Origin of the sequence: Pararcticibacter amylolyticus (genome assembly GCF_003130405.1) — a bacterium.
GTDB lineage: Bacteria > Bacteroidota > Bacteroidia > Sphingobacteriales > Sphingobacteriaceae > Arcticibacter > Arcticibacter amylolyticus.
This window is the reverse complement of the sequence record NZ_QEAS01000006.1, coordinates 26,869-47,928: the sequence shown is the minus strand read 5'-3', so window position 1 is coordinate 47,928 and position 21,060 is coordinate 26,869. Positions and strand designations below refer to the sequence as shown.

Here is a 21,060-nt window from a genome sequence, read left to right as displayed (position 1 = left end):
CCTTATCAGGTACATTTCAGCTGTCCTGAATAGTTTAATGTCTGTAAGCCCGGCAGCTTCATTGCTTCTGCCCGCATATTTTTTTACCATGTATGGTGATTTTCCATTACCCCGGTCCGGATCAAATGCGATATAGGAGGTGTACCGGATATCCTTGTCTTTGTCGAGCGAACTGATTAGTTTGCCGGATGGGGCATAAAGAACGATCCCGCCATTTTGCCGGAAGAAGAAACCTCCGATCGGTGTGTCTCCGGCAACTCTTTTTAGTTTCCAGATCACTTCCTGCTCACTGACGTCCGTCCAGATCTCAGGGAAATCACTTAATGAAGCGAGCGGCTGTGCCTGAATGGCTTCAGTAGCGTAAGTGACAGCCTCGGTCCAGTTTTTCTCATATAGCGCAACCCTTGCCTGAATAGCACTTACCGCGTTCTTTGTGATTCTCGTTCTGTCGCTGAAAGAAGAGGAGATCAGGGGTTTTGCTTGTATCAGGTCGTCCTTTATGTTGGTGATTACAGCTCCGAACGACTCTCTTGCGGGGTAGCCGATCGACGAAGCTTTCATATAAGCGATACCTAACGCATCCGCCTGGTACGCTGATGCATAAGCTCTCAGCAGTTCAAAATGGCAGTATGCCCTTAAAGCAAGCAGTTCACCACGGTACTGTTCTTTTATTTCAAGTTCATTGTCCTTTACCTTAATCCGGTCGATCGCAGCAAGCACACGGTTTGCCCGGTCGATGGAAACATACAACTCATAAAATGCTGAGGTAACGGAGCCGCTCCCGGGGGTATAGAGCCAGCGGTAAGCACTGGTATTGGTCACATTGTTTTCCTGGGGCATCACGGCCTCATCGGATACAGTTACATTATTTCCCGTTAGTGTATAACCGAGCGAGCCGTAGACGCCGAGTATGCCCATGTTCACATCCTTGATATTGCGAAAGGCAGCCGAAGGATCAATGGTATCTGACGGTGAAATGTCCAGCTTGTCACACGATGCCAGAAGGAACAGGACCGGAAATATCAGTAGGTATTTTTTTATGTCTTTAGTGATCATTGTCTTACATTTAAAGGTTAACATTAAGCCCTGCTGTATAGGTTCTGGCGGCCGGATACTGAAAACGGCCGAAAACACTGCTGTTTTCGGGGTCAAGCCCTCTCCAGCTGGTCCAGGTAAAGAGATTTTGTGCCTGCACAAAGATCCGGAGGTTCTTTATGAACCCCAGCTTTCCTATTGTGGCAGCAGGAAGCGAGTACCCGATATTTACATTTCTGAGCCGGAGAAAAGAAGCATCCTGGATGTCCTTGGATGTGAACTCGCGCGGAATGTCGATCCTTTGAAGGATCGCATCATCGCCCGCTTTTTTCCACCTGTTCTCAAGCATTCTTATGGACTGGTTACTGGTCATGTAATCCATATTCTCGTTATAGTAGTCCTCATTATTCCAGCGTTTTACATTGGTGACAAATGAAAATAAAACACTTGCGCTGAAGCTTTTCCAGGTGATCCCCGAACTGAAACCTCCCGTGAGCCGGGGAAACATACTGCCCGATTCTGCAACGCTCTGAGTGTTTTCATTATAAACTGAAGTAATACTACCGTCTGTATTGTAATACTGAGGTTCGCCTGTTTCACGGTTTACACCAGCCCAGCGGGGAGCGTAGTACGATCCGTAAGCCTTTCCTACTTTCAGGATACGGGTGTCACCATCAAGAACTTCATCGGTAATATCTGTGAGATGAAGGATCGTATTCTTGTTGTAAGCCGCATTAACGCCGGCAGTCCATGAGAAATCCTTATTCTTTATAATGTCCCCCTGGATATCAAATTCGACACCACGGTTTCGCATTTTCCCGGTGCTGAGCGACAGGATGTCAAAGCCTGATGTGGCAGAAAGAGGCTGGTCAATGAACATATTACGCGTGATCCGGTTATAAAAATCAGCAGTAATCCTGAGACGGCTTTCCTTCAGCAGGCTGATATCAAAGCCAGCGTTAAATTCATCTACGTATTCCCAGTCAAAATCGGGATTTCCTGGTTGTGAGGGGGCTATGGCTTGTGATCCTCCATAGGAGCCGCTGGTCACATAAGTGGGAAGGTAAAGGAAGTTGCTGCTGAAAGGGCTGGCCGTGGTTCCATAGCTTATCCTGAGTCTGAGAGATGGAATAAAAGCAAGGTCCTTAAGGAAGTCTTCCTGTTTAATATTCCAGTTTCCGCCCAGTGAATAAAACCCATGCCAGCGGTTTGTCTTCGCTACTTTAGTAGACCCATCGTACCTGTAGCTTCCGGTAAGAGTGTATTTGTCGCTGTATGTATAACGCCCGGTAGCCATATACGACAGGAGGGCGCTTTTAGTTCTTCCTCCTCCTATAGTCGGGAAAAAGTTGGGATCATTGTTTGAGATCCCTGCTGGTGTTTCCGGTAGCCTTTCGTCAAGGCCGAAGGCAGTATAATTAAAAGACCGGTAGTTGTCATGAACATATTCAAAAAAGCCTGATACTTCGAAGTCATGAAGATCACCGGCTCTTTTGCTGTATGTCAGCCCGGTCGTGGAGATAATGTTAAAGTTCCTTCTCGTACCTTCTTCGAATCTGCCCTTGCCCCCAACAGTCGTAGAATTGTCCCTCGATCCATAATAGGAGTTGGGATTGATATAAGTCTGATCCGTGGAGTTCCGGTAATCGATCCCCGCACGGGTGCTTGCTTTTAAGCCTGGCAGTATCTCATAGTTTAATGAAATTCCGGTGACAGACTTCAGCTGATCTGTCTTGCTGGAAGAGTTCAGGAGGCGTTCGAGGCCCTGGCTGCCTTCCCGGAGGTCATATATATTATCATATTCATCTTCGTTGCCAGGATGAATGAGTGTGCCATCCGGAGCGTAAGGGTATTCATAAGGAAGAGCATAATAAACTGACGCCATAGCTGTGCCGACCCTTGTTGTTCCTTCACCTTCCGTGAAACTGGAATTCGAATAGCCCAGGGAAAGGTTTACATTTCCCGAAAACTTATCCGACCTGAAATCAACATTACTTCTTAATGCATAGCGGTCCATTCCCGTTCTCTTGGCAATCCCGTCCTGGCTGTAGTAATTTAGTGAGTTATAAAAACGGACATTCTCATTACCGCCGCTTACGGCTACCTGCTGCTCCATAAATTTACTCTGCTGGAAAAATATGTCCCGCCAGTCGGTGTTGATCTTACTAATACTGTCGAGGATGGAAGCGTTACGGTTTTTCTCTTCCTGCGATAAATTTGCGTTTTCCGGGTTTTGTGGCGAGAAAGCCCATCCAGGACCGATATCTTCATCCATTTCAAGCCCTACCTCTTCTTCAAAGCGAAGCCGTTGTTCGGTATTCATCATAGTAAAACGAGGTCTGGTGAGGTCTGAAAAACCATACTGCGATTTATATTCAACCGCTACTTTTCCGGCCTTGCCTTTTTTGGTCGTAATGACGATTACCCCGTTTGAGCCTCTTGATCCATAAAGTGCTTTTGCAGAGGCATCTTTCAGAACAGTCACCGATTCAACGTCTTCAGGATTGATAGTTTGAAAATAATCTGGCTCGATCGGAATGCCATCCATAACATATAAAGGAGCTGTACTGCCATTGATACTTCCTACTCCCCGTATGGTCACCATTGCGCTGCTTCCGGGTTGTCCTGTCCCCGACATAACGGTCATGCCGGGAACTCTTCCCTGGAGCACCTGGTCAATGGATGCCATCGGCACCTGTTCTATTTTGCCTGCTGTTACAACAGAAGCGGCATTTGCCGACTGAGAGCGCGAATAGTTTGTGTATCCCGTAACGGTGACTTCTTCCAGTGTCCGGTTGTCTTCGTTAAGAGAAATGCTGACTTCTGTCCTGCCTTTTACCGGCACCGTTCGGGTAGTAAATCCAACGAATGAGAACTCAAGTACGCTGGTTTCATCAGGAACCGGCAGAGAGAAACGGCCGTCTGCGTTTGTCGAGGTACCACGAAGCGCCCCGGGGATTTTCACCGAAACACCTGGCAGAGGCAAGCCCTGCTTGTCCGTTACACGGCCGCTTATCACGCGGTCCGGTTTCGACAGTGCTCCACTATTATGGATGACGATCAACCCGTCTCCTTTTACAGTATAACTCAATCCGCTGCCCTTTAACGCCTGCTGCATCGCTTCATCAATAGAAGCATCCCTGACATCAATACTTATATGGCGGTCTTCCGCAAGGATAGTATTGTTATACACAAACCGGTACCCGCTTTGCTTTTCAATTTCCTTCAGAAGATGCTTCATGCTGATCTCCCGGTAATTTACATTGATCTTGTTTTGGGCATAGGTTAGCGCTGAGACCTGTAAGCACAGCAGGAGCAGGATTAAAGAAGTTAATTTCATGGTCCGAATGATTTGCCTGGCAAACGTATTACTGCCGGGATGTACCAGTAGTATAGTTTTTCTCATAAATTGGGTTGATTTGTGTTGAACAGATAATGATGATTTCTGAATTATTTGACAGATCATGTGGCTGTGATCAGCCTTCCTGTCATTAATGGGTGATGATTATTTTTTCATTTTCGGCCTTGAAGTTAAACGGATAGGATAATTGCAAAGCTTCGAGAGCCTCCGCTATAGTTTCACTTTCAAATGTGCCTGAGTACCGTAGATCCTTAACGTTTTCATCTCCGAACTCTATCCTGATTCCATACCATTTCCCGAGTTTGAGGGCTATATCAGAAAGTTTCTCATTGGATAATTCAATCCTGCTTCTCGTCCAGCCCGTCTCCGCCGGTCTATACAGGACCCCTTCTTTTGAAAGCGGGCTGATTTGCGCCTGAATGTTGCCGGTAGCGATAGCGGACTTACCAGCGTGCGCAACAGTACGTATTTTTTGGCCCGCCCTGAGCAGGTATTTCTTTTGGAGGCCCTGGTTCAGCTCCACCTCCACTATCCCTTTCAGCAGGGTTGTCTCAGTTATACCAGCGTCCGCAGGATGTGCTTTCAGATTAAATGTAGTACCCAGAACTTTTACGGTTACAGTATTCGTATGAACCAGGAAGGGGTGAACAGGGTCTTGTTTTACATCAAAGAATCCTTCTCCCCGTAAATGAACTTCACGTACCTGTTTTCCGAAATCGGCCGGCAAAAGAAGGAAACTGTTATGGTTTAAGGTTATAAAGGTTCCATCAGGTAGAACTATCGTTTTTCGTTCTGATTTTCCTGTTCGGTATGATTTTGACTGATTATAAGATCTGCTGACCTGCTCGTCTTTAGGATAGCGTTTGTCTTGAAGAAAATATAAGCCTGCTGCTATGATGATTGTGGCGGCTATACCGCTGATATATTTCGCTGCTCTTCTGAAAGGGTACGAATCTGGCTTTTTGATATCCAGTTTATTTTCAAGAATCTGTCTTTGTTGCAGGCCTTTTTGAAGCCGGGACAGCTGATCATCGCGTTTTTCCTGGCCTGCGTTGAGGATCATGACCAGTTTTCGGGCAGCATCAATGATATCCTGCCGGGCAGGATTTTTTTTCGTCCAGTTCTCCCAGAATGCTATTGCCTCCGGATCTTCTCCCTTGCAATACTGTTGAAAGCTGTGTTCACACGCAAAGTCTTCTATGTCGTAGTTGTCGTAATCCATCCAGAGGTGAGTGTTTTCTATACAGACGGAAAACTTCCCGTAATTTCCCTGGAAAAAATACCTTTTTTTTAAAATAGGGCTAAAATTCTCTTTTTTTCTTGTCTATTTCCGGGAGAAGGTCTCTTTTGAGGGTTTTGACGGCATCGTGGATGACGTTGTAGCACGTTTTTATGCTCTGGGTTGTAGAAGAAGCAATTTGTTCGTAGCTTAAACCCTCGAAGAACTTCAGCTTTACGAATTCAATTTGTTTTGGGGATAGTTTTTTTAAGGCAGTATTCAGTTTTTTTCTAACCTCCTCGTCATGCTGTACCCTGATCAGGATCTCCTCATATGACAACTCTGTTTCCTGGTCCGCAGCTTGCATGTTGCTCACTGCCAGGTCTATTTTGGATTGGTAAGAAAGCTGATCCAGGATATTACGTCTGAGGGAAGTGAAAAGATAAGCCCTCACATTCTTCACCGGTTGCAGCCGTTCACGCCTGTCCCAGATGTTTAAGAATAACTGGTTTACACAGTCCGCTACCAGATCGTTATCTGCGCATACTTTCAGCCCAAACCTCAGCAAGTGAAAATAGGTATTATTATACAGATCAAACAGAGACTGTTTATCCCCTTCCAGTATTTTGCTCCAGAAATCTCTGTTCTCTTCTTCTACGGACATCTCATGAATAAAAGTAGTATAAAAAGTTTTCTTATCAAAAACATTCAACTCTATTGCCGAATCAAAATATTCCTGTATTTTTGCAGCCGGTTTTGGCGGAAGCACGTACAGTGCAGCCAGAACTTAAACCATAGAATGGTCCATTCGTCTAGGGGTTAGGACGCAAGATTTTCATTCTTGAAACAGGGGTTCGATTCCCCTATGGACTACCAAAAGCCGCTGGTGCCCGCCTGCGGCTTTTTTATTATTCCCGCGTACCGCCATTATCAACCGTGCAGCCAGCGATGTTGTTATTTAGAATCATTATAAAAGTCTTATATTCGCAGCGAAATCTTTTGTTTTCATGTTCGATCAGGATATAGAAGAAAAGGCAGGGCCATTGGATGAAACCATGTTTACTGATTTGTATAATCAGTATTGGGAAAAGGTATTTTCAATCTGTTATGCACATTTGGAAGATGTCGATGTGGCTAAAGAGATAGTACAGGATATTTTTAAGTCGGTGTGGGAAAGAAGAGATACGCTGACATTTACTCATTCTGTTGAACGTTATCTCCTGCGTTCTGCCAAATTAAAGGTATTTGAATATATCCGGAACAAACAGATCAGAACTACGCATTTAAAACGTCTGGCTGATGAAGCAGGGCGTGAAACGAATGTGACAGAAGATCTGGTCATGCACCGCTGCCTTTCAGAAACTCTGGTATCTTTAGTAAATGCTCTTCCTTATAATTATCAGCGTGTTTTTCGTATGAGCCGTGAACGCGGCTTAAGTACGAAGGAGATTGCTGAAGAATTGCTTATTTCAGAGCGTACTGCCGCTTATCATCTGGCCAGCGCGCTGAAGCAACTGAGATCAAGCTTGAATGACTACGCTTTATAGCAGCGGATCGGGTCTGAATAACCGAACTTGTTAAAAAAAGAAAGTTTGTCTAAGTTTGTTACATTAAACGATTTTCATTTCCCGCTTTTTTATGAAGGTATCCAAAGATCTGCTTGAACGGTATCATCACGGTCTTTGCAGCCCCGATGAACAGAAGTCCGTAGAACAATGGTTACTGGAGGATGATGATGATTTTCATTTCCCGGATCACTTACCCGATAAGAATCTCGTTAAAGAAGAGATTTGGCAGCAGGTACAGTCAGATACTATTATGGCCGGCCCATCTGATTTGAGTACCATAGTCAGGAAAAAACCTAAAAAAAGATATTGGGCAGCGGCAGCTGCTATTGTATTGCTGGTAACGAGCCTGTTCGTTTTCAGGAACGGTAAGGAGCCTGATAGTATGGTAGTCCAAAACCGGAAAATGAAAGGCTTAAACACCGAATTGTTCGATATAGAGTTCGGCAACGAAAGCCGGGCGACATTTGACCGCGAAAATGAGATGGTCGATTTCTGCGGTATCATCAAAATCACGCCTAAGAAAAGTATGAAATTGTCCTTTTCGAACTATTGTGGTAATCACGAGGAACTAAAGAGGGAAATGCATGTGACCGGTGGAACCACTTATTTTGCCCTTGATTTGAAAAATAATCACCATACCGAATTATTGGTTATGAATGAAGACTTGCTTTTCGAACTACCTCCTTTGTTACGCAATTCGTTAATAAAGCAGTTCGGTATATAACATGATCAGCCAACCTAAAAATTTCTTTCCTGCAATTATCGCTGCATTTCTCATAGGTAGCTTGCTTTCAACTATAGGAGCTTGCAGAAAGAAGGATCCAGCCGGGCATAAAAAGTATAGTTTCTTTGTTATGAGCAAAGATCAGAAGCAATATCTGTGGCAAACCGACAGCCTGGATGCGGGAGCTGCTAACCCGATAGAAAAAGGCGTATTGCTGGATCACCCGCCGCGCATCTGGTACTATATGCTGGTAAAAAATGGCTATTATTATTATGTAGATCCGAAAACGGAGTATTTCATCAGGGGACGGATCGAAGATTCCCGTTTTGAACGTTTGGACTCGGTTCATCTTAAGGGTTTCAGCTATCCGGACAATGCATTGTTTATCAATGCAGACACCGTTTTTCTCGTCAATCACAGTGTAGGGAGAAACCCAAAACGTTACGCCAAAGTAAATGTCCGGGACATGTCGGTCGTTACGGATCAATTACCTCTTCCGCCTCCTCGTGCATTATTCGATAATATGTCTGTCGGGTTTGAACTTTGGAGGGGCAATCAGCTATGGATGGGGTATACCTATCATTTTAACAATGAAGAAAGAGGCTATGGTTCGTCCGACACCGTATACATAGCCCGGATGTCTTATCCTGAAATGAAGCTGCTGAATATAGAAAAGGATCCGCGTTCCACTTATCCTGGTAACGTGAACACGGCTCAGCAGAATACTTTTGTGGACGAGAAAGGCGACTTTTATTTCCTGTCATGTCCCGGCATTGCACGGGGAGCCAACCCGGATCAGCCGACGGCCATTTACCGTATTAAAGCAAACGAACAACAGTTAGACCGTGCCTGGTTTTTTAATATTTCTCAATCACCTATACAGAACCATGCTTATGGCCTCTGGTATCTTGGGAATCATAAGGCCCTTGTCCGGAGTGAACGAAAGGATCTCTTCAGGACTTATGAAGAACATTACCTCCTTGCACATATCGAATATCACGAAGTAAACCTGCTTACCCGGGAAGTGCACAAATTGAATTTGCCATTAGACAGGGGAAGTTCCCGTACCTGTGTTCTGATCCGGAATGAACGGGCTTATATTACGATCAACGATGGAAAGGGGAACAATGATGTCTGGATTTACCGTCCCCAAGACCGGTCCCTCACCAAAGGCCTGCATCTGGAAGGCAATATTGACTATATTTTCCGGTTAGAAAAACTATACGATTAAGTCGCTTTTTAACCTTATTTAAATTAATTCTAAAAAAAATCATATTCTATTGCAGTGAGGGATCACTTATGCAACTATGTCTTGGTTATCGGGAAGAATGTTCCTGATTATAGATAATCAAAATATGTGCATAAAAAAATACCTGTTTAGCAATATTGTCATTTTCTGTATTCTTATTATTTCATTTGCACAGGCTCAGCCGAAGCATACTTTATCCGGGAAAATCTCGGATTTGGAAGGACTTCCGCTGGAAGCTGTGAGCATTTCCGTTAAAGGGCTTTCTTTCGGTACTCAATCCGATAGAAAAGGGGAGTTCAATTTACAGCTGCCACAGGCTGGTACCTTTATCCTGGTTTTTTCATCTATAGGTTACCAGAGCCTGGAGAAAAGCGTAAGCATCGGCAATGGTCAGAGCGCCAGGTCCCTGCGAATTATCCTGGCGGCTAATACGAATGCCCTGGAAGAGGCTCAGGTTCGGGGGAAATCAGAGACACGGCAATTGAAAGAGCAGGGCTTTGCCGTGAATGCCATTGATGCGCGGCATTTCGCTAATCAGAGTACCGACCTGGGGCAGGTGCTTAACCGGACAACGGGAATTAAAATGCGGGAGCAGGGAGGTGTTGGTTCCGATTTTGATTTTTCTATCAGCGGACTGTCAGGCAAGTCAGTCAAGTTCTTTTTAGATGGTATACCCCTCGAGGTGATGGGCAGTGCTATGAACCTGAATAATATCCCTGTTAACATAGCCGAACGTATTGAAGTATATAAAGGTGTTGCTCCTGTATCTCTCGGATCTGATGCGCTGGGCGGCTCAGTTAATATCGTTACTAATAAAGCCCCCGGCAATTATCTCGATATCAGCCATAGCTATAGCTCCTTTCAAACCAATCAGTCGGCGTTGACCGGACAATATGTCTTCCCGTCTTCAGGCCTGGTGCTCAAAGGCAGCGCTTTCTATAATTACTCTAAAAATAATTACAGGATGAAAGACGTGGAAGTCTGGGACGCGCAACAGAAGCTCTATGTGGAGCGTGACCTTCCCCGTTTCCATGATCGCTACCGTTCGGTGATGGCACAGGCGGAGATCGGGTTGGTTAATAAGCCCTGGGCAGACATTCTCTTCATTGGATTAGGGTATACTAATTACGACAAGCAGGTACAAACAGGAGTACGGCAGAGCATTGTATACGGCGCGGTCACACGTGACGGAGATGGCCGCAATATAAGTATGCGCTACCGGAAAGCGAACCTGTTTAACAACAGGCTCGACCTGGGGCTGTATGCAACTTATTCGAAAGACAACTATGTGCTGGCTGATACTACCCTGAAACGATACAGCTGGGATGGAACCTATACGGATGGGAATCCAGAGACAGGAAGTTTCCGGCTTACGCATGTAGAAAGGCCCCGGTATTTTAGCAGGTTAAATGCGAATTACCTGTTGGCTGAGGGACACAACCTGAACCTCAATTATAGCTTCGATCAGGTGGAAAACCGGACATTTAACGCCCTGTTCGAAGATGAAGACACTATGCCCGGTAAATTGGGGAAGCACATTCTGGGCCTGGGCTATGAGCAGAAACTGAGCGAACGCTGGACCAATACCTTTATGGGCAAGTACTACGGACTGACCCTGAACAAAAAACAAAACGATTACAACGCAGGCGGCTTCGTCAATGTACACAGTTACCAGGAATACTTTGGCTATGGCCTGGCATCAGTTTATAAGCTCTGGGAAAACCTGGGAATCAAGGCGTCTTACGAACATACCTATCGCTTACAGGATGTTAATGAAGTATACGGAGATGGCTACCAGCTTATGAACAACCTGGACCTGAAACCAGAGTCGGGCGATAATATCAACCTGGGCGCCTTTTACGGGCAGACTTTTGGTAAGCATGAATGGTTTGCCGAAGCATCCGGATTTTACCGGGACGCTAAGGGATTCATATATGTTAACCAGTATGATAATAATCAGATGCGATATGAGAACCTGTCCAATGTACAGATCAGAGGAGTGGAATCCGAACTTCGTTACCGCTACTCATCTCTGTTCAGTGCCGTTCTGAATGTCACTTACCAGCATGCCATAGATAACACGAAGTATGTCAAAAATGATGCGAGTGGAGCCATATCAGCTACCTACAAAAATAAGGTTCCCAACCAGCCCTGGTTGTTCGGAAATCTTGATTTGAGCCTTGGCAAAAACGATGTCCTGACAAAAGGAAACCGCTTGCAGTTCAATTGGATGACCTATTATACTCACTGGTTTTATCGTTCATGGGAAGGTTTTGCTACGGCGAACTCCCTGGTTACAATTCCCCGGCAACTGGTCCACAGCCTCTTACTGGCCTACTCCATGGAACAGGGAAGGTATAACCTGTCCCTCGAATGCCGGAATCTGACAGATGAAACTCTTTATGACAATTTCAGGCTGCAAAAACCCGGGAGGGCTTTCTATGTCAAGTTCCGGTATTTCCTGAAGTAACTCACATTTTAAACTATAGATCATGAATAAATTCTGCAAATTTTTCTTCGCGGCCGCATATTTGGCCTTAAGCTTTACTTCTTGTAGCAGTGATGATGGTGCTAAACCGGAAGATCCGGAAGCCGGATCTGAATTTGCTATCTGGACCCAGCTGGGAAGCTGGCCTAATACCAGCTATTATATCCTCGGTGTTAATAATTTGAACGAAGGCGCTGTAAAGCTTGAAGGTAATGGTATCGATGTGACCACCAAGCTGAACAATTCGGTCATTACCCGCGCCGGTTATTATTATTTCTATAACACTGCCGAGGGCCGTTTCGGGAAATACCAGTTAGTAAATGGTGCAGTGTCTACCGTAAGAGAGGTTCCCCTGACTAACTTAGCTTCCCTGGCTGGCCATACATGGATTGACGATAATACGCTCGTTATTATCGGCGCCAACGCGGCTGCCAGCGCGATCAATTATTCCATTATCAAGGTTAATGACTTAGATATTACCAACGGAACGGTAAGTGGTCTGCCTGACCGCCCGGATGGACACAAGTATCGTGTCGGTGGAGATATACAGTATAAAGATGGTAAATTGTTTTTTTCAATTGCCTATCAGAATACATCTGACTACCAGCTGTACCCACGTTTCAATACCCTGGCCGTTTCTTATCCGGCATTCAGCGTCACTCGTGTTTCTACCGACACCCGTACCGCAGGGGTAGGAAATACTTCAGGCTATTTTGCAACCTCTTTCGTGGACGAAAAAGGGGATATGTATTTTCTGACCAGCTGGAACGGAGTTTGGAAGGATGACGGAACTTCGTCTCCGAAAAATATCTATCGTATCAAAGCCGGATCGGATGAACTGGATGCATCCTACCTTTTGGATGTTCAGGCAGAACTGGGCCATGAAGCAGCAGCCGGTTTATTTATGAACCTCGGAAATGGTAAAGCGATCATTAAATATCAGGAAGCACCAGGAAACAGCAATACTAAATTTGGCTATGCCATCCTCAATTTAACCACGGGAAAAGAGCTTCGCAAACTCACTGAAATCCCATCAGGTGCCTCAGGAGAGCGGAATGTTTATGTAGAAAATGGTAAGGCCTATATCGCGGTTTTATCAGGGCAGGGGACCGACTACATCTGGATCTACGACTCAAATACAGATAAAGTAACGAAGGGTCTTCAGATCCAGGGAGGGTATACCTCTTTTTCACGTATCGATAAATTACAGTAACGTACAGATTTCATAGAATGATGCCAGATGCACCATCAGTAAGCAAAAAAAGTAAGCCGCCGGCAAACAAAAAAGCGTCTTTATTACGGCGTTTCAACGACTGGTTTCACCTTTGGGTTGGGATCGTGACGGGCATTCCTATTGTCCTGATCAGCCTTACTGGATGTTTATTGGTCTTTGAGCAGGAAATTACGCAGCTGTCCAGGCCCTGGTGGAATATAGAGGTGAAGGGCGAAGCGCACTTGCTGCCTCCTTCTGTTATCCGTTCACGCGTGCAGCAGCAGCTGCCCGACATGGAGATCCGCCGCTTCTGGTATTATGGGTTGGACGCTCCGGTGAAAATTACACCGGAGCATTCCGATTCCCTGATATTCGCTAATCCCTACACCGGCAGGGTACTGGCGCTGGAAGATCATGAGAATTTCTTTCATCTGATCGATGAAGGCCATAGAAATCTTTGGCTGCCTCCCGAAGCCGGACGATCTTTTGTAACCTGGTGTACGGTGATCTTCTTTGTCCTGCTCATTACCGGGATGGTACTTTGGTGGCCTAAAAAGTGGAATATACGTCATGTCAGGCAGGCCTTTACCATAAACTGGCGGGCGAAATGGAAACGTGTTAACTATGACCTGCACAATGTACTGGGTTTCTATTCTCTGACGATCGGCGTGCTGATGGCATTTACAGGAGTATTGATGGGTTTCCTGCCCGTGCGTAATGCTGTATACCATTTATTGGGAGGGCAGGATAAGCGGGAGGAAGTACGCAGCATCCGGGAATGGAATGCAGAGCTTCCGCAGAAAATGGATGGAAAAATTGATGCTATCTGGCATAAGGTAACCCGTGAGTTAGGGGAAAAAGATCCCTTCCAGATCAGTATCCACTATCCAAAAGAAGAGGCTACCTCCATCTATGCCTGTACAGACATGCAAAACGGTACCTGGCGGGAACTTTACTTTGACAAGGAGACGCTTGATCTTTTATCGAACTCACAGGAGAAAATATCTCTGGAGGTACCATCCAAATGGATGATGCGTTCAAATTTTGCTCTGCATACTGGCTACATAGGCGGAACTGTTACCAAATGGCTGTATTTCATTGCCAGCCTGATCTGTGCCAGTCTGCCCATTACCGGATTTTACATCTGGTGGGGTAAGAAGAAGAAAAGAGCATCACAAGCATTCTAGAATAGAATTTAAAGAAGAGGACATCCAAAGTTTGAATGCCCTCTTCTCGTTTTAATCCTCTATTTCAATCTTAACCTTCTTATCTTTCACGATCACGTAATATTCTCCAGGTTCCAGGAACCGTTTCCCATCCCCGTCAACAAATCCTAAATCCCGTTCCAGGTTTACTTCAAAGCGGTAGTTCACCGTTGTCCCTTTCTTTATCAGTTTCTTTTCGAAATACTTAAGCTCTTTCACAGGACGGGATATGGAAGATACAGGATCTGATATAAACCAATGTACCGTTTCTGAACCATCCCTGTCTCCCGTATTCGTAACGGGGATCTCAATTGAGAGCTTATCGCTGCGCTTCAGTTTCGGTGATGAAACCTTTATCTCCCCATACTGGAATGTTGTATAGCTCAGTCCATGAGTAAATTCGTATAAGGGGGTGCTGGGTATATCCTGGTACTTGCCCTGGTGAGGACGGGCACTTTGCCTGTGATTGTAATAAACAGGGATCTGGCCAGTAGAGTAGGGGAATGTCATAGATAGTTTCCCCGACGGATTTACCCTTCCTGATATGATTCCTGCAAGGGGCTTACCTCCCGGAGTACCGGGCTGCCACATGGTAAGAATAGCATCACTCAATGGCTCTAACCGGTTAAGCTGCAGAGGGCGACCGTTTGACAGTATCAGTATCACAGGTTTCCCAAGCTTTTTAAGTTCCATCACCAGTTCCTCCTGTATACCGGGCAGGGCTATGGTGGACCGGGAAGCATTCTCGCCGCTCCAGTTTTTCTTTTCTCCCAGGCAGAGCAGGATCACATCCGATTTTGAAGCCAGGGCTTTTGCTTCTTCAAATCCCGATTTGTCTTTGCCGTCAAAATCACAGCCCAGGGAGTAGGAAACCTCCGCTTTGCCTTTATATTCCGCTTGCAAAGCATCATAGATCGTCGTAATATCTTCCGCCTTACCCTGCGCAGCCCACGAACCAAGCAAATGCCATTGGCTTTTTGCCATAGGACCGATCACGGCTAACTTAGAGACTTTCGATAGTGGCAGAGCTTTGTCCTTATTCTTAAGAAGTACAATAGATTCTTCAGCTAACTGTTCAGCGATCTTCAAGCTTTCCGGAAGATAGAACCTCGCTTTTTCAGAACTGGCTGGCGTATAAGGCCGTTCAAACAACCCTAACCTGAACTTTACCCTGAGTACGCGTCTCACTGCGTCGTTGAGTTGTTCTTTAGTCAATTTTCCCTCTTTAATAAGATCCGCGAGATGGTTGTCATAGCAACGGTTCATCATATCCATCTCCACACCGGCACTGAATGCTTTCAAGGCCGCTTCTTTCTTATCCGCGGCGACCCCCTGCGGACGAAGCTGCTCTATCGAGCCCCAGTCTGATACAACGAAGCCATCATGCTTCCATCTATTCTTTAAAATTTCAGTCAGGGTATAGTGGTTCGCCGAACCAGGAACGCCGCTTATATCATTAAAGGAGCTCATCAAAGTAGCCGCTCCTGCCTTTACTCCCTCTTCGTATGGCAGCATGTAAGTATCCCACAGGCTTTGCCGGGAGATCTCGGTATAGACGTAATCCCTGCCCGCTTCCGACGCGCCGTAGCCAATATAATGTTTCAGGCAAGCTGCCACCTTGTTTGTGCCCGACATGTCGTTGCCCTGATAGCCTTTCACAGAAGCAACCGCAAATACCGCATTTGTATAGGGATCTTCGCCGTACCCTTCTGCAACTCTTCCCCAGCGCCCGTCACGTGCGACATCGATCATCGGCGAAAAGGTCCAGTCTACTCCCGACATTCTTGATTCCTGGGCAGCCACCGCACATGCCTTTTCTACCAGGCCGGGGTTCCATGAACATGCCTGGCCCAGAGATATAGGGTATATCGTGCGATACCCATGTATAACATCGTATCCGAACAGGATAGGAATGCCCAGCCGGGTCTGTTCCATTGCTTTTTTCTGTACCCTGTTACGCAACTCAGGGTTACTGCTGAAATAGATGAGAGAACCTACCCCTCCCGGAATATCGTTAACGGGGTCAGCCATATTATTTGCATTATCATTCCTTCCGAGGGTATATTGATTTAGCTGCAAAACTTTCTCCTCTATGGTCATTCGCGACAACAAATCTTCAATCCGCTTTTCAACAGGCTGTTTCGGATCTTTGTATAGCGGTTTTTCTTTATCACCTGCCGCAGGAGAAGCGGCCGGAATAAGCAGAACCAGTAAACAGTATATGAGAGTTTTTTTCATAATTGCATGTATGTCTATTTGAAAACAGGAGTTTCCGATAGTTTCATTGTATTTTTCTGATTGTTCTTTAATTCAAAGACAACAATTTCATTATTGCCCTGCACCAAATCACCCGCTTGTATTTTTATGGACTGTTGTTTTTCCTGCTCCCAGTACGCTCCTACATATTTGTTATTGATCCATACTTCCCCCATTCCCCAGCCGGATATGTCAAGATTCGTATTCCGTACAGAGCTAAGGTTAAAGGTACCCTTATAAAAACAAGGTACCTGGCTATTGGTGTCCGGGCTGAAAGTAAGATTTTTAACGGGACAATTCCTTACATTTATTGGGGTGATGGTCCAGTTTCTGATCTCTTCTCCATTCAGCGTGACGCTTCCGAACAGCCCTTTCGAGTTATCCAATATCTCGGGGCCATAGGTGATCCGCCCGATATTTTCGACATATAACTGTAGCTGATGTTTTCCCGGAACCGTTTCGAGACCTATCTTTTTTTGATTATCCGTCAGTGTTCCCTTCAATTTACCATCTACATAGACGGCTGCATAATCACGCACATTCTCCAGTTCCAGCTCCGCACTTTCCGATTCAGTTGAAATTTCAGACTGATATAATACATATCCTGACTCTATATTCAGGTCGTTCATCGGCAGCAGGTTTTCCGACTTTACAGAATCAATATACGCCTGCTCTAAAGAAGCTGTTTGATCCAGGGTGATTTCCTGGCTCAGGAGAGGAGTATAAAAAAATACCACGAGCCCCAATACAAATATCCTGATCATAATTTATCTGTTTATTTAATTAAGAATGACTGGATGAATGACTCTTCCACCGCAACTTTAGGAGCAAATTTGTCGCTCTTTACATAGTTGTCGATGCTCCGCAGCAACTGCTGTGTAGCTGGCCGTTTATCCATATCTTTTTGAGTGTCTACCGCCAGAACCAGTAATTTGCCACCCTTCACTTTTGCTTCAAACCCGATCCCCAGCTTCTGATTATTATCATAGCTGTCTATCACCTGTATAAATGGGCGTAGCTGGCCAGGCGTATCCTGCATTTCAATCACTTTAGCATTGTTTAAAATGTCCCACCACTGCCAGTCTGTATGATAGGAGGTTGTAAAGTCTTTAAATACAGGTTCTTCCTGGTGAATCAGACAACCGATCGTCATCGGTGGCCATGCAAACATGATAGGATTCCAGAAATGGTTATGGAAAATAGATTTTCTTCCTTTTACATTATTAGGCATCGGGCATAGCACCACAGTCTTCCCCGCAGCAAGCTGCTTTTGGGCTGCATCGTCATACACAGTGGTGTAGAGCACCTGATCGGTGGACTGCATCAACGATTTATTTTTAGGATACACCCAGATATTCCAGCTGTTTTTAACCTGGTCATTTACAGAGAGGTGCACAGCCAGCTTTTGCGCCACAGTAATGCCATTCAACGCTATTGAAAATTCGCCGATAGGGGAGACGTTATCATTGGCAATGGTTTGCGTTTTAAGATTTCCCTTTTTAAGCACCTTGCCTGCATCATCCGTCAGCCACCACTTCAGCTTAGCATTTTTAATCTCAGAATTGCTGAAGTTATACACTTCAGCTTTGCCCTTAAAGGTCTCATCGTTGAAATATGCGCTTTTATCATAGCGCAGCAGTGCAACCCGCGGAGCGCAGAACTCCCTGAACTTTTCAGGAGTAACCAGGCCTTTTGAATCCCAGAAAGGATCAAGAATGCCTACAGGCGCATAACCCTGCCCCGGAAAGTCATTGATAGACAGCAGCTGGAATCCGGCTGATTTTGATGAACGCAGAAGAGCTTCAATAACGGCTTTGTATTCCAGCACCGTCAGTGCTCCCGATGCCCGGAAAAAGTCGTGAGCCTGATCTCCCATCCCGTTTTTTTCCAGCATTTCTTTAAATACCTCGAAGTTGCGGGCTTCAACGGGACTGTTCGCATATTTTTTTATTTCTTCGAAGTTCGGGTAAATACAACGCTGACCTGATTCATGTGATATCACGGGCACATCCACATCCGATTCTGTATTCCGGTCCCAATCCGTCTCCGGCAAGCCTTCATAGACCTTTACCGGCCCTTTGTTGGTTTGCTGCGACACGTAATACTGGTCTGACTTTACCCGCGTACGGGCGGTAGATCCGCTGTACAGGTGACGGGGATCGAGTTTTCTGCCTTCTGCGGTAAGCTCTTCTATAAAATCAAAGTTGCCGGTAATTTCATTTCCATTACAATACAACACAAATGAAGGGTGATTGCCATATTCCTTTAAAATGGCCTTAATCTCCCTGCGGAAAAAATTGTAGCGGGCTTCATCAGGCTCGGCATCTTTACCCCACATAGGCATTTCTACTTCAAAGTAGATCCCGTGTTTATCAGCCATGCGGAAGGCCGCCTCTGGTGGACACCAGGAATGAAAGCGGAGATGATTCATGCCATACTCCTTCATCAGCAACATGATCCGCTCCCATGATGCGTCGTCTACCGGTGCATGTCCTGTCTTCGGGAACACCGCGTTTTCAACATTTCCCCTCAGGTGAACAGGCCGGTTATTGATCAGTACGTGATTCTTACCCTGTTTCACTTCCCGCATTCCGAAAGTCGCGGATTTCTCATGCTGATAGTTAACTTTATCATCTGAGGTCTTCAGCTGGCAGCTGATCGTATACAGGTTCGGATTGAACTCGTCCCACAATTTGATGTTTTTACCCAGTTGAATGATGCTTTCGATAAAGGTCACCGAATCCTTGCAGACCACCTGAACCTCCTTGCTGAGGCTGTAATTTGTTCCTGATATTTTAAATACGGCGCCGCCGTTTATGGCTTTCTTAGTGTCGTTATTAATTTGCAGCCGTACTTTCACAGATTTGTCCGCTATGTTAGGATAAACCTGGATATCATCAATGTATACCGGATCAACTGCAATCAGCTTCATCTTCCCCAGTATTCCGTTCCAGTTTATTTGTGTAAACTCGGTGTGGGCATGATTCCATTTATGGGTGTTATACTGGAATCTGTTATCGATGCAGACGGTGATCCGATGCGATTTTCCTGGTTTGACAAAATCAGTCAGATCGTGATTATGCGGTACGCTTATATAATCGATTTTGCTCACCTCCTTGGTATCCACATAAATAGAACTAAGCCAGTGTGTACGTTCGAAATACATGAATATGCGTTTCCCTTTCCAGGATGCCGGGATTTCAATGTCCCGCTGGTACCATGCCGGTCCCATATATTCATATTTCCGCGTAAGGCGATCGATATAACGGTAAGGCGATTTATAACCGATCTGGTAATCGTCGGTGATCCCCGGAAGTTCAATCTTTCCCTGCAAAAGGTGATTGTAACGGGGAGAAAGAGAGCCTCTCCGGAAATCCATCAGGTCTGTTTGAAATCCCCAGGTTCCCGATAGATCGACCTCAATGGTCTGCGCCTTAAGTGGATTGATCTGAATAAACAAAAGGATAATAAAAAAGCTCTTCAGGTATCTTTTTATAGTATGATTCATGTCGGTCTCTATCTTCAAATGCTTTAAATCTTTTTCTTCAAACGGCTCAGCGCTTCCAGGTAGTAATAGTCGGCATAGGTGAGCGGTACATCGACCTCCGACTTGCCGGGGTAAGAGCCGACACTATGTTTCAGGATGAAGCATCCGTTTTCTCCCGGTTGGGCGGTATACTCAGGTGAAGCCAGTGTCCTGATTTGTGTTTCCACTATCTTCATGTATTTTTGAGCAAGCTTCTTGCCGGTATACCCGCTAAGCTCAGTCAGCGCCGAAGCCATAACAGTTGCTGCCGATACGTCCCTGTAAGTATCCGGGATACCAGGTGCGTTATAATCCCAGTATGGAATATAATCTTTCGGCATATTGGGATGATTGATCAGGTAGTTTGCAATATTTTTAGCTTGTTCCAGGTAGCGTTTATCTTTTGTTTCCCGGTATAAATAGGTATACCCGTATAATCCCCATGCCTGTCCGCGGCTCCATGAAGATTGATCTGAATACCCCTGGTGAGTTTGCTTCAGATGAGGCAGACCGGTAGTAGTATCATAGGATACAACATGGTAAGAACTGTAGTCCGGCCGGAAATGATGTTTCATGGTCTTATCGGCATGAGATAAAGCAATTTCCCTGAATTTGGTGTTCCCCGACTGGTTAGCCGCCCAAAGCAAAAGTTCCAGGTTCATCAGGTTGTCGATGATAACCGGATATTGCCATTTATCTTTATTATGATCCCAGGAGCGGATAAGCCCGACCTTCGGGTTATAGCGGGTACTCAGCGATTTGGCAGCAGTAAGCATGACTTCTTTGTAGCTATTGTCATGGGTTAACCGGTAGCCGTTGCCAAAACTGCAATAGATCATAAAGCCCACATCGTGGTTATCGGTAGTGTATTTCTCTCTCTCGACCCGGCCGGTATATAACCGGGCGTACTTCAATACTTCCGCATTCTTATTGTTGCCATAGAGATACCATAGCGAGCCGGGAAAGAAGCCGCTGCACCACCACCGAGAATCAGAAGATACGTCTTTGCCCTTTTCGTATGTCTTTGGAAGCCTGCCTTCCTGGCTTTTGTATTTTTCAGCCATTAATAAAGATTGTTTTTCAGCAAGGACGAAAGCCTGGTCGACAACCTGTTTTAAGGGCTGATCTTTGTCTTTTTTTGGCTGGCTATTGCCGGATGCCAATCCTGCCAGAACCATTATAAAAATCAAGGTTATGTTATTCATTGATATGGGAT

General features: G+C 45.5%; 14 protein-coding genes and 1 tRNA gene. 7 read left to right on the top strand and 8 right to left on the bottom strand.

Annotated features, from left to right (window positions below):
• The 4 genes from DDR33_RS08390 to DDR33_RS08375 form a co-directional block, all read right to left on the bottom strand.
• On the bottom strand, positions 1-1,056 hold a 1,056-nt coding region (locus tag DDR33_RS08390), incomplete at its 3' end, for a RagB/SusD family nutrient uptake outer membrane protein (RefSeq protein WP_238387719.1).
• A gap of 10 nt (positions 1,057-1,066) precedes the next feature.
• Complete coding sequence (locus DDR33_RS08385) at positions 1,067-4,441, bottom strand: SusC/RagA family TonB-linked outer membrane protein (protein WP_238387718.1); 3,375 nt, start codon at positions 4,439-4,441, stop codon at positions 1,067-1,069.
• An 85-nt stretch (positions 4,442-4,526) separates the two neighbouring features.
• Complete coding sequence (locus tag DDR33_RS08380) at positions 4,527-5,618, bottom strand: FecR family protein (protein WP_109415333.1); 1,092 nt, start codon at positions 5,616-5,618, stop codon at positions 4,527-4,529.
• 79 nt (positions 5,619-5,697) lie between these two features.
• Positions 5,698-6,279, bottom strand: a complete 582-nt coding sequence (locus DDR33_RS08375; RefSeq protein ID WP_146198731.1) for an RNA polymerase sigma factor — start codon at positions 6,277-6,279, stop codon at positions 5,698-5,700.
• A gap of 137 nt (positions 6,280-6,416) precedes the next feature.
• On the opposite strand from DDR33_RS08375, the gene DDR33_RS08370 reads away from it, so the two are divergent.
• The 7 genes from DDR33_RS08370 (at position 6,417) to DDR33_RS08340 (ending at position 14,044) form a co-directional block, all read left to right on the top strand.
• A tRNA-Glu gene (locus DDR33_RS08370) sits at positions 6,417-6,491 on the top strand.
• 131 nt (positions 6,492-6,622) lie between these two features.
• Positions 6,623-7,162: an RNA polymerase sigma-70 factor gene (locus tag DDR33_RS08365; protein ID WP_109415331.1), complete on the top strand. Its 540-nt coding sequence runs from the start codon at positions 6,623-6,625 to the stop codon at positions 7,160-7,162.
• A 91-nt stretch (positions 7,163-7,253) separates the two neighbouring features.
• On the top strand, positions 7,254-7,907 hold the full coding sequence (locus tag DDR33_RS08360) for a hypothetical protein (protein WP_109415330.1): 654 nt from the start codon (positions 7,254-7,256) through the stop codon (positions 7,905-7,907).
• 130 nt (positions 7,908-8,037) lie between these two features.
• Positions 8,038-9,138 carry a hypothetical protein gene (locus DDR33_RS08355; RefSeq protein WP_238387717.1) on the top strand — a complete coding sequence of 367 codons (1,101 nt, stop codon included), beginning with the start codon at positions 8,038-8,040 and terminating at the stop codon, positions 9,136-9,138.
• Between the two features lie 76 nt (positions 9,139-9,214).
• A complete protein-coding gene (locus DDR33_RS08350; RefSeq protein WP_202913690.1) occupies positions 9,215-11,626 on the top strand; it encodes a TonB-dependent receptor in 2,412 nt (803 codons plus the stop codon).
• Between the two features lie 22 nt (positions 11,627-11,648).
• Complete coding sequence (locus DDR33_RS08345) at positions 11,649-12,857, top strand: DUF4374 domain-containing protein (RefSeq protein WP_109415328.1); 1,209 nt, start codon at positions 11,649-11,651, stop codon at positions 12,855-12,857.
• Positions 12,858-12,874: 17 nt separating this feature from the next.
• Positions 12,875-14,044 (top strand): PepSY-associated TM helix domain-containing protein, encoded by a 1,170-nt coding sequence (locus tag DDR33_RS08340; RefSeq protein WP_202913689.1) that lies wholly within the window; start codon positions 12,875-12,877, stop codon positions 14,042-14,044.
• 51 nt (positions 14,045-14,095) lie between these two features.
• Here the strand turns inward: DDR33_RS08340 and DDR33_RS08335 are convergent, their stop codons facing one another.
• From DDR33_RS08335 to DDR33_RS08320, 4 genes are read right to left on the bottom strand one after another with little or no spacing between them, the layout of a single operon-like run.
• Positions 14,096-16,300, bottom strand: coding sequence for a glycoside hydrolase family 3 N-terminal domain-containing protein (locus tag DDR33_RS08335; RefSeq protein WP_109415327.1), 2,205 nt, complete (start codon positions 16,298-16,300; stop codon positions 14,096-14,098).
• Between the two features lie 14 nt (positions 16,301-16,314).
• Complete coding sequence (locus DDR33_RS08330) at positions 16,315-17,082, bottom strand: hypothetical protein (RefSeq protein ID WP_109415326.1); 768 nt, start codon at positions 17,080-17,082, stop codon at positions 16,315-16,317.
• 11 nt (positions 17,083-17,093) lie between these two features.
• Positions 17,094-19,826, bottom strand: coding sequence for a sugar-binding domain-containing protein (locus tag DDR33_RS08325; RefSeq protein WP_109415325.1), 2,733 nt, complete (start codon positions 19,824-19,826; stop codon positions 17,094-17,096).
• Between the two features lie 23 nt (positions 19,827-19,849).
• Positions 19,850-21,049, bottom strand: a complete 1,200-nt coding sequence (locus DDR33_RS08320) for a glycoside hydrolase family 88 protein (RefSeq protein WP_109415324.1) — start codon at positions 21,047-21,049, stop codon at positions 19,850-19,852.
• Between the last annotated feature and the right edge of the window lie 11 nt (positions 21,050-21,060).